The 9,683-nt window shown below is 48.4% G+C and carries 11 protein-coding genes; 1 reads left to right on the top strand and 10 read right to left on the bottom strand.

The window, feature by feature from the left end:
- Positions 1-188: 188 nt before the first annotated feature.
- The 10 genes from ACUVJL_RS30475 to ACUVJL_RS30430 form a co-directional block, all read right to left on the bottom strand.
- Entirely contained in the window at positions 189-1,004 is an 816-nt protein-coding gene (locus ACUVJL_RS30475) for an alpha/beta fold hydrolase (protein WP_445249256.1), read from the bottom strand.
- Between the two features lie 255 nt (positions 1,005-1,259).
- A complete protein-coding gene (locus ACUVJL_RS30470) occupies positions 1,260-2,459 on the bottom strand; it encodes an FAD-dependent monooxygenase (protein ID WP_445249255.1) in 1,200 nt (399 codons plus the stop codon).
- 130 nt (positions 2,460-2,589) lie between these two features.
- Positions 2,590-2,931, bottom strand: coding sequence for a hypothetical protein (locus ACUVJL_RS30465; RefSeq protein ID WP_445249254.1), 342 nt, complete (start codon positions 2,929-2,931; stop codon positions 2,590-2,592).
- A complete protein-coding gene (locus ACUVJL_RS30460) occupies positions 2,931-3,290 on the bottom strand; it encodes a hypothetical protein (protein WP_445249253.1) in 360 nt (119 codons plus the stop codon). Before ACUVJL_RS30460 ends, ACUVJL_RS30465 begins: the two co-directional genes overlap by 1 nt.
- Position 3,291: 1 nt before the next feature.
- Positions 3,292-4,506 carry an NRAMP family divalent metal transporter gene (locus tag ACUVJL_RS30455; RefSeq protein WP_445249252.1) on the bottom strand — a complete coding sequence of 405 codons (1,215 nt, stop codon included), beginning with the start codon at positions 4,504-4,506 and terminating at the stop codon, positions 3,292-3,294.
- The gene (locus ACUVJL_RS30450) at positions 4,503-4,898 is read right to left on the bottom strand and encodes a hypothetical protein (protein ID WP_445249251.1); all 396 of its coding nucleotides are present in this window, start codon (positions 4,896-4,898) and stop codon (positions 4,503-4,505) included. The genes ACUVJL_RS30455 and ACUVJL_RS30450 overlap by 4 nt, the downstream gene beginning before the upstream one ends.
- Before the next feature lie 163 nt (positions 4,899-5,061).
- Positions 5,062-5,715, bottom strand: coding sequence for an SDR family NAD(P)-dependent oxidoreductase (locus ACUVJL_RS30445; protein WP_445249257.1), 654 nt, complete (start codon positions 5,713-5,715; stop codon positions 5,062-5,064).
- 117 nt (positions 5,716-5,832) lie between these two features.
- Positions 5,833-6,348 (bottom strand): VOC family protein, encoded by a 516-nt coding sequence (locus ACUVJL_RS30440; RefSeq protein WP_445249250.1) that lies wholly within the window; start codon positions 6,346-6,348, stop codon positions 5,833-5,835.
- Positions 6,349-6,412: 64 nt separating this feature from the next.
- A complete protein-coding gene (locus tag ACUVJL_RS30435) occupies positions 6,413-6,922 on the bottom strand; it encodes a GrpB family protein (RefSeq protein ID WP_445249249.1) in 510 nt (169 codons plus the stop codon).
- A gap of 83 nt (positions 6,923-7,005) precedes the next feature.
- Complete coding sequence (locus ACUVJL_RS30430; protein WP_445249248.1) at positions 7,006-7,476, bottom strand: GNAT family N-acetyltransferase; 471 nt, start codon at positions 7,474-7,476, stop codon at positions 7,006-7,008.
- Positions 7,477-7,734: 258 nt separating this feature from the next.
- Here ACUVJL_RS30430 and cax point away from each other — a divergent pair, with 258 nt between their 5' ends.
- The gene (gene cax / locus ACUVJL_RS30425) at positions 7,735-8,856 is read left to right on the top strand and encodes a calcium/proton exchanger (RefSeq protein WP_445249247.1); all 1,122 of its coding nucleotides are present in this window, start codon (positions 7,735-7,737) and stop codon (positions 8,854-8,856) included.
- The last annotated feature ends 827 nt before the right edge of the window (positions 8,857-9,683 follow it).

The raw sequence follows: 9,683 nt of genomic DNA, 5'->3' as shown, positions 1-9,683 counted from the left end.
CGCGAACTGTTTAGTAAAAAAACGTGCAAAACTCAGATCCTCCCCGTTCAAAAGAAAATTGATTAGACCTCTTGCAAAAATCCTTTTCCTCAATTGATGGGACGGGCTCTCCGGCCCATCCCACAATAAAAAATAACTCTTGTGGGATGGGCATCTTGCCCGTCCTAATTATTTTTGCAAGAGGTCTATTAAACACCTTCCAAACAGATATCCAGTTCCCTAGCAAAGGCCTCTGGCGCATCCAGCATCAGCCAGTGTCCAGTATCGGCGATCGTAGTTGTCGTCAGTGTGGGACGGAGGATGTGGAGGCTAAACGGAAAAGTGTTTGAGGGAGCAATAATTGCGTGGGCTCGTGTTCCAGGGGCTGCTAGGTAGCGATCGAGAGCATCAACTGCTTCAAAGGGAAACATCCCGCGGTACATTCCACACAGACAATCCTGTGGAGTCGCCGCCAAATTAGCCAGAATCCGATCGCGCGTAGGGGCCGTGCTTCCTGTCAGCGCCTCGTTAAAGCTGGTTTCCACAGCAGCCCGCCAATCCTCCGTCTCCAGAGCCCTCTGGTAGGGGACGATGCGTGCCTCGTGCACCTCTGCAGGCACCTTGGTAAAATCTCCAGGTGGATCTGCCAGGATCAACTGCGCGATGCGGTGCGGTGCGGTAGCTGCTGTTGCGAGGGCGATACAAGCACCGAAACTGTGTCCGACGATCGCCACTCGATCGAGTCCCAGCCCATCGAGCACGGCGAAAACATCCGCTGCACAGGAGGCGGGCGCATAGTTGCCGTCCTCCGGCGGTGCGGAATCACCGTGTCCCCGCACGTCAAGGGCGATCGCGCGTCGGGTACGGGCGACATCGGCAAGCTGCGCCTCCCAGATACTCGCGGAAACCGCCATACCGTGCACGAACACCACCGGCAGCGACTCCGACTCCCCAGCAGTGACAGGGGGGCTGGCTTCGATGATGTGAATAGTGCCGATCGGTCCTTTGATATTTGTCGATCGCATACAATTTTCTCCTAAGTTTTATAGTCCTGCACGCACGGGTAGTCAGAAACCGGATTTTTCGCAAAAATACTCGGTTATATCAAATCCGTTAACATCGGAATTATGCCTCTCTCTCTTCTCTTTCTCTGTGTCCTCTGTGCCCTCTGTGGTTTAATCATTCCGATACAACCAGAATTGATATTAAAGCATCGCAGAAAAGGTAAAAACCCGGTTTCTTTGGTTTGGATGGGTAAGTCAGGTTTTAATTTCCTCTTTTCACACAAGCAATTTTACCTCTGTTACTCCTTGGCGCAATTCATACTGTCCTTTCACCCAAAATTGTTTAATTTTTTCACCCAAAAACGGAGCCGCTTGCATCATCAACAAACGCAATAATCCATTTTTTCGCAGTTGTTCGCCTTTCCAGGCTTCTTGTGCTTGAAGTTGTTGGGCGCGAATAATTTCCGGTTCGCGTTCTGCCTGAATCCGCGATAATGCTAAGTCAATATCCTCGCAATTAGCCCCTGCTTTCAATAAAGGTACAAGGTGATTGGCGGCAACAATTACATCGCGGAACGCCATGTTAATTCCTTGAGCGCGAACCGGAGACATCGGATGTGCCGCATCCCCCAAAAGTATGATTCCCGATCGATGCCAGCGCGGACAGCGACCAACCACAACAGATAATCGCATCGGAGATTCGATCGTATCGGCACAGTTGCGGAAATGTTCTGCCATCCACGCAGGCGATCGCGATGCGAAAGTTTCTGCCCAGTCTGTGTGTTTCCGATCCGTTTTGTCATCAGCCGATAGCACCCAACCCAGATGAAGTTTTCCTGATTCTGCCCCATGAAAGACACTAAATCCGCTACCGCTATTCAGGATAGAATAAAATACATTATCCGCCACAAACCGAGGATGAGCGGCAAGTTTAAACCACAGAACATCTATACTATTCTGCTGTTTTACTAACTCTAATTCTGCACGTTGTCGTACAACCGAATTTCTGCCATCTGTACCAATCACAAGTGCAGCAGGAATCTCTCGCCCATCTCCTAGCTTTACACCCGCAATGCGATCGTTGCTGTACAGTAAATCTTTTACCGGAACACCTGGGATAAATTCAAACTCTTGATGCAACTGAGCTTCTGAAATTAGTGTTTCTAGTAAAGGCGGTTGCGATACCAGTGTACAAGGTCGATTTGACCCCATTGGCTCATCAACTCGAAATAGTTGCCGATCGCCCACAACGAACTCCCAGGCATCAATTGGTCGGTGTGGAACACTATCTAGCATAGTGGATAAGCCCATTTGGGCGATCGCATCCAATCCGCTGGGCATTAACCCTTCACCGCGAAAGACTCGGTAGGCATCTTTTGCCGCCTCAACCAAGGTTACAAAAATACCTCGTTTCACCAGCAGCAAGGCAAGTGCCGCACCAGTTGGCCCAGCTCCCACAATTACAACTTGCGTCATAGCCATTCCCCATTGCTTTTTAATGTATTTCCCAGCTTAATTTCCATCAAACCGCTGTCTAACCGACAACTTGCAGGCTGAACCTCAAATCGATCGCCAAGGACTCCACACTGACCATAAAAATTTATGGCTAATGGGCATCTCTTTCTAACTGTTGGGAAATCTCTTTGAGCGCATCGATCGTGCAAATTAAGCGGGGATGCTCTGGATCGAATAAATCGAGTTGATCCCAGGGAATACGATATCCCTTATGTAGATTGCGGGCACCCATAAGATGCAGCAAACCTGCGCCTAAATTCCAGGCAGACAAACGCTCCACGATCGCCGGTATGCCCACGAGATATTCTACAATTACCCAATCGTCGCCTTGCTGCTGGGCGCGCACCTCTTCAATGCGTCCAACGCGATTGCCCGTTGAATCAAATACGCATTTACCCAGCAGCAGTTCTAAGTGTAGTTCGCGACTTGCCATCAACTTCCTCCTGGAATGTGTTTAATCACGCGATCGCGCAGCCAGACTTCGTAGGCTAATGCGGGAGTTTGTTCGGCATCGAGATCCACTTCCACATCAATGCCGATGTTTCGCACCCGGGACCAAGCAATGCGAAACGGTTCGGTGTGTCGAGCACCCCACTTGCTGGCAATCGCGGCAACCCAACGCGCGCAACGGGGATGAACTCGATGCGCTAAGGTGGTGACTCCCGTTTCAAGATAGGCCAGTCGCGGTGGCTGTCCCTCTAGGAGTTCTACAACAATGCCATCGACCTTGCCCATCTTGCGTTGGTTGCGATCGACAATCTGATTATCTAAGACATCTCGAATAACATCCATATCAACCTCCAAGCACTTCTAGTGGAATGGCGACGATCGCTAGCACAAAAGTCAGAACAATTGTGAAAATGGTGATACTGTTACTGATCCAGCCGTTGCAATGGTCGCCCACATACTCGCGATCGTTCATCAAGACCAAGAACGGGATAATCGTCACCGGTAAAATTACGGCAGTCAATGCCATTGAAAATAAAGTCAGTTGCAACGGATCGATTCCCACAACCATCAGCAGTGACGCCAGAAATACAAACACTGTGTAAACAAAGCTGAAACGGGCTGCCTCTTTGGGATGCAAACTTTCACCCCAGTTCCAACCAAAAGCCTGCGCCAGAATATAAGCCGTGTCTAAGCTAACTTCCAAAGCCGCTCCAAAACAAGCAATGCCCAGCGATGCAGCAAACAGCACAAATCCCCAATATCCGAAAGGTTGGGTCAACATCAAAGCTGCTTGTTCGTAGCTGTCTACTTGAATTCCTCGCGGGTGCAATACCTGTGCCGCCACAATCAGCACTCCCAGCGAGACAACGCTACCAAACCCCATGCCTAGCCCAGCAACTGCACGATTTACACCGAGATGCGATTTATCCCATTTATCTTCAACCGCACCAGAGGAGTAGAAGTAAAACAAATAGGGACTAATTAATGCGCCGAGGATGCTGACAGCAATAAACAGATAATGGGCGGTGTCTTGTTGGGGTACGGTTGGCAAAAGTCCTTCAGCAACCGCAGGTAATGCTGGACGAAGCTTGAAGGTTGCCACCACAAACGCCAGTGTAATCAGTCCTAGGAAGGAAATGCCGTTTTCAATCAAGCTAAAATTTCCCTTCCAAAGCAACAGCCAGATTGCAAAGGCAACGGGTAGCGCCCACCATTGAAAGCTAATGCCTGTTACGAGTTGCAGCGCAATACAGACGCCGCCAATTTCAGCACCTAGCACTAAAAAATCGACGATGACCTCGGCAATCAACGGGAATATGAAGAAATTGAAGCCCAATCGTTCGCGAACGGCATCTGCCAAAGTGTGTTTGCTGACTGCCGCGAGGCGACCTGACATTTCGACTAAAGCGATAACACAAATCGTGCCTAGAACGATCGTCCAAATCAACTGAAACTCGAAGCTAGAGCCTGCTTCTGCGGCAGTGGCGATCGCTCCCACATCTAGGAAGCCGCCAATACTGGTGACAATACCCAAGGCAATTTCCCGAATCTTGTTCACAGCCGATCTCCCTGGGCTTTGAGCAAGGCTTCAAGCTGCTGTTGTTCAGTTGCAAGCTGCACCAGAGGTGTGGCGATCTCCGCTTTGCGGTGCTGCTTCACAGCCGTTGTCATCTGCTGAAGCGTTTGCTGTAACTGGTATATCTGTCTTGGCAAAGCAGGAGAGTCAGTCAAATCTTTGGTTTCCTTGGCAATTTCCTGCTGGCTCTTTTCCAAGGTCTGTTGAGCATAGAGGTCGGGAATGCTACCCTGTTGCCAAGTCTCTCCCACCATACGAGCGGTCGCTGTCCAAGATTGAACCGTTTTCAACGTTTTGACCAACTTATCATGGGAGGACGACGGACTACAGCCAGCTAGCACCAGCAGCAGACTGGCGATTAAAGCTTTTTTCATGGGTGGCGATCGACTCCTCTAACCAGTTTTACTAATATTTTCCTGCTTCAAATCGGCAATTAACAGCATCCTTAGAGAGATTTCTCTCTTTAGGTAGGTTGACCTTAGTCCTAGAAAAGAGGGTGTTTTTAACTGATTTACGATCGCGATATTACAAATCGGGCTAAACGATCGATCGCACAAGACCGCCATCCACTCGCAAAGCAGCGCCGTTAATAGCAGATGATACGGGACTGGCAATAAATGCGACAAGTGCACCCACCTCCGAAGTCTCGGCAAAACGCTGGATCAGCGACGAAGGGCGAGTCTTTTCAAAGAATTCTTTCTCCACTTGTTCGCGAGTCACCTTTTGGTTTTCTGCCAATCCTTGAATGAAATCTTCTACTCCTTCCGATCGCGTCGGCCCCGGCAGCACTGAATTAACAGTCACATTGGTGCCAACAGTAGTCTCTGCCAAACCGCGCGCGAGGGCAAGTTGTGCGGTTTTTGTAACTCCGTAGTGAATCATTTCTGCTGGAATGTTGAGCGCCGATTCGCTGGAGATGAAAATAATTCGCCCCCAATTTTTTGTCAGCATTAATGGCAAATATTTTCGAGCCAGCCGCACCCCACTGATGACGTTTACTTCCAGAATATTCATCCATTCGCCATCGGAAATATCCTCAAATGCTTTAGCGCCATAAATTCCTAGATTATTTACCAGAATATCAACTTCCGGGACTTGCTGAAATAATTCCTCGGCTCCGGTTGCCGTTCCCAAATCGGCAGCGACACCTTGAAGTTTGGCATCGGGAGCAATTTCTTTGATTTGGTCGATCGCCCTTTTTACCCGCTCTTGAGTCCGTCCGTTAACGATGACAGTTGCATCTTCTTTGGCTCAACGGTAGCAATTGCCAAGCCAATTCCTGCCGTTGAGCCACTTACCAATGCCACTTTACCAGATAGTTTTAATTCCATTTCTCTTGTCCTCCAAAAAGTATTTTAGTCCGCAGAGGCGGACTTTGTTTTTGTAGCCACGAATTCTATTCGCTGGCTTAATTTTGTGTTTTATCCACTGTAAATCCGATTTCTTGCCCGTAGGATAGTTCGAGCGTGTGACCGTCCGGGTCTCGCAAAAAAGCCCAGTAGCCGGATATCCAGCATCTTTTGGTTCCTCAAGCAGCACGCCTTCTTGACGTGCTTTGTCGCAGAGAGAATCCATGTATTCGCGGCTTTTGCAACCTACTCCGAGGTGTGCAAAGGGAGACAGAACGGGATGTACGGACTCTGTTTGAATTAGCACAATTACAAAAGGGCGAGTCCGGTCAGAGAGCCATACCACAGCAACACCTGCTTTGGCATCGATGCGGCGGTGAACGACCTGCATTCCAGCATACTTGGAGTAGAATTCGATAGTGCGATCGACATCAGAAACGGGCAGTGCGATGTGTGTGAGACCGATATCACTCATATGTTATGTTGCTCCAGTCATATTAGGCTTAACATCAAGAATTGCCACTTCCCATATCATAAATTTAATGAGATGCTCGCCACTTAGCCGCTTTCAGATCCATTGCTTTAATGAACCCATCTTTTTCGTCCATGTACCCCTGAATATTATCGGGGTATTTTTTGGCAAGTTTTCTCTTTAGTTCGCTGTATTCCTGCGCCGCTTCAGTATGGGTAATCATATAATCTCGAAACGCTAAGTGGCGCTCTATCTGCGGTGAGCCAACTTCAAAACTGTGAATGTGGTGGGTTCTAGCCTTGCGAAAAAAACGACGACCGGGTATCCCAAACTCACCCATTGCTTGATAACCTAAAGCCGCCATTTCTGAACTATGTGTATCGATTTTAAGAATATCTTTAACCTCAACTAACATATCGACGATCGGCTTTGCATGAATTTGTGGAATGGCCGTGCTACCAATGTGATGTATAGCAACCACATTTTCCCCAAGTGCAAGTGCCATCAGTTTCGACTCAGTTTCAAAGGCGCTGCGCCAATTTGGATCGTGCGGGACGACTTCTACTTTTATTGACATGGCTGATAATTATTGGCTTTTTTTGTCATCTCATTGATTTACCATCGGATTTAACCGAAACTGATTTTATTATGCCTCATATTTTACGGGCTGCGCTCAAAGCTCTTAAACATACGGACAACGGGGAGGAACTGACTGTTTGGGAGAGAAATTTCAAACCGCTCAATCACCTGATAGTCAAATTTTGTATAAAATGGCTCTCCCGCCAGCGTCGCAATCATCTCAACTTCTTTAAATCCAGCACGCTCAGCAGCCAGTTCGCATACTCGCATAATCTGACTTCCAATTCTTCGACGTGCCCATGCTGGATGAACAAAGAATGCACGAATCTTTGCCGAGTCGCTGTCTGGGTTGAGGAGGCTATCTTCTGGATTATTTTTGCCTGAATCACCTCCATAAAGCGTTTTACGCTTACTCCAACCACCGCAACCAACAATTTGGTGATTGTTCTCAGCAACAAAGTATGTTTGGTCTTGAATCAGTTGACTGTCAACCCCAAAGACTGTGCCCAGTGCGCCTTTAATCTGCTCTGAACTATAGTAGCCTGCAGGCACAAGCTCTAACAGAATCAGGAATTAAAGTTGTCAGCTTAGGAATGTCTTTTAAGGAAGCTAATCGAATACAAAAATCCATTGAACCCATCGGCTAAACAAATCGCTATCTTAGTTTGTCACATCCGTGAAAGCCGCAATGCAGCGATCGCCCGATTGCCCACCCCCAGCTTTAAGCCAACACCCAAATATCGAACCCTCCCCCATTCTTAAACTGTATGGCAGGCTATGATTGACGGTTGGCAGCTTTTGAGAATCTAAATGCTAAACACAAATACAATAATTTCCAGTCTGCTGTTATTTATCCCGGTTTCCATCGCCGGACACTTTCTCGGCTGGGAATCCTCCACAATCTTCATCACCTCGGCTTTAGCCATCATCCCTCTAGCCGCCTGGATGGGGACGGCCACCGAAGAAATCGCCGTCGTCCTCGGCGCCAACTTGGGGGGTTTGCTGAACGCTACCTTCGGAAATGCCACGGAACTGATTATCGGCATCGTCGCCCTCAACGCCGGACTCATAGATGTTGTCAAGGCCAGCATCACCGGTTCAATTATGAGCAACCTGCTACTGGTGATGGGATTTGCCATGCTGCTGGGCGGCTTGCGCTACAAAGAACAAGAATTTCAGCCGATAGTCGCCCGGTTGAACGCTTCAGCGATGAACTTAGCCGTGATTGCCATTTTGGTGCCGACTGCAGTTAATGCCACCTCTACGGGCATCCCTGCGGAAACTATGCAGAACCTCTCTAGCGCTGTTGCTATAGTCCTGATTGTCGTCTACGTGCTGACGCTGCTGTTTTCGATGAAAACTCACAGTTATCTGTACGATGTAGGGGTGGCAGAAATAGAAATGCTCGAGGAATTAGCCGAAAGTAACTTAGCACCAGAGAGTCCAGACCACAAAGTCAATCTGCCGCTGTGGATTGCGGTACTGTTGGCCTGTACCCTGATGGTAGCTGTCGAGTCAGAACTACTGGTGGGTAGTCTAGAAGAAGCGACGGCGCGTTTGGGGCTGACATCACTGTTTACCGGGGTGATTTTAGTGCCGATTATTGGCAATGCGGCCGAACATACGACGGCGGTGACGGTGGCCATGAAAAATAAAATGGATTTGTCGGTTTCTGTGGCCGTGGGTTCGAGTTTGCAAATTGCTTTGTTTGTTGCACCGGTGTTGGTTTTGGCAGGTTTTGTCTTGGGCAAACCTATGGACTTGAATTTCAACCCGTTTGAACTTGTAGCGGTTGCCGTGTCGGTGCTGATCGCCAATTCTATCAGTTCTGACGGCAACTCTAACTGGCTCGAAGGTATTTTGCTGTTGGCAGCTTATACGGTTTTGGCGCTGGCGTTCTACTTCCATCCGGTAATTGAGGGACTTGTTTAACAGGCTTTCTTCTGCTGAAGGAAGAGGGAAGAGGTTCGAGGGAAGAAGGCATTCAGCAGAAGGCGGGTTTTCCCACTCGGATACTCGCCCACTCGGACACTCGCCCACTCTCACTTCTTTTTTCGAGAGTGGTGGTGGCGATCGTACAATTGAAATCTGGGTGCTCTCTCGTTATTAGTTCTAGTCTTTGTGTAGATAATCTGCTCTCATCAGGGATTTTTGACATCGATCGGCTGTGACAAACAACAAAACCTTTTGCCTCAACCCGATCGTGAGATCGCAGTGCCACAGGTTATAGAAAAAGACGGGATGTTGAAGTCAAGCGAGACTAAAGCCTCGCTTGACTTCAGCGACGCTGCAAGATTTCAATCAAGAGTGCTCATGAGTATTGTTCTAGGTGTGCTACGATCGTCATAAGTTGAAAATTGAGTATAACTAGACAACGTAAAAACTTAACTAGATTGTTGAGTACGTAGTCACACAAACACCGTGTTGCCGTCTAGGAAAACTCGTATTTGAACAAAAACCGAACTAGATAAAGAGGACTAATCAAATACGGTATGCCCTACCGTAGGTAACGCTCAAGCGAGAAGACAGCTCTCATGCGGCTAGAGTAATCCAGTCCCAGGCAAGTGACGCCAGCGGAACCAAAAATCTCAGTCACCAAGAGTGCACAGAGGTTAATCTCATCAGAAAATTGGGTAGAAACCTCGTCCTTTTAGGACGGCTTTATATTACAATATAATTGGTCAACGACCCACCCGAGACGATGGATCAAACAGCCTATAGGAGCGAAGTTCAGCCTTGTGCTGGCGGCTTTCGCAAAA

It is taken from the genome of Microcoleus sp. OTE_8_concoct_300, assembly GCF_031383065.1.
Classification (GTDB): Bacteria; Cyanobacteriota; Cyanobacteriia; order Cyanobacteriales; family Microcoleaceae; genus Microcoleus.
Note: the sequence above shows the minus strand (reverse complement) of the source record. Positions and strands in the feature narration are given on the sequence as shown.

Bases quoted from the DNA above. Each gene is read 5' to 3' on its own strand.
- ACUVJL_RS30475 (WP_445249256.1), bottom strand. From the start codon at position 1,004: ATGCGATCGACAAATATCAAAGGACCGATCGGCACTATTCACATCATC.
- ACUVJL_RS30460 (WP_445249253.1), bottom strand. From the start codon at position 3,290: ATGGATGTTATTCGAGATGTCTTAGATAATCAGATTGTCGATCGCAAC.
- ACUVJL_RS30440 (WP_445249250.1), bottom strand. From the start codon at position 6,348: ATGAGTGATATCGGTCTCACACACATCGCACTGCCCGTTTCTGATGTC.
- ACUVJL_RS30450 (WP_445249251.1), bottom strand. From the start codon at position 4,898: ATGAAAAAAGCTTTAATCGCCAGTCTGCTGCTGGTGCTAGCTGGCTGT.
- ACUVJL_RS30470 (WP_445249255.1), bottom strand. From the start codon at position 2,459: ATGACGCAAGTTGTAATTGTGGGAGCTGGGCCAACTGGTGCGGCACTT.
- ACUVJL_RS30465 (WP_445249254.1), bottom strand. From the start codon at position 2,931: ATGGCAAGTCGCGAACTACACTTAGAACTGCTGCTGGGTAAATGCGTA.
- ACUVJL_RS30435 (WP_445249249.1), bottom strand. From the start codon at position 6,922: ATGTCAATAAAAGTAGAAGTCGTCCCGCACGATCCAAATTGGCGCAGC.
- cax (WP_445249247.1), top strand. From the start codon at position 7,735: ATGCTAAACACAAATACAATAATTTCCAGTCTGCTGTTATTTATCCCG.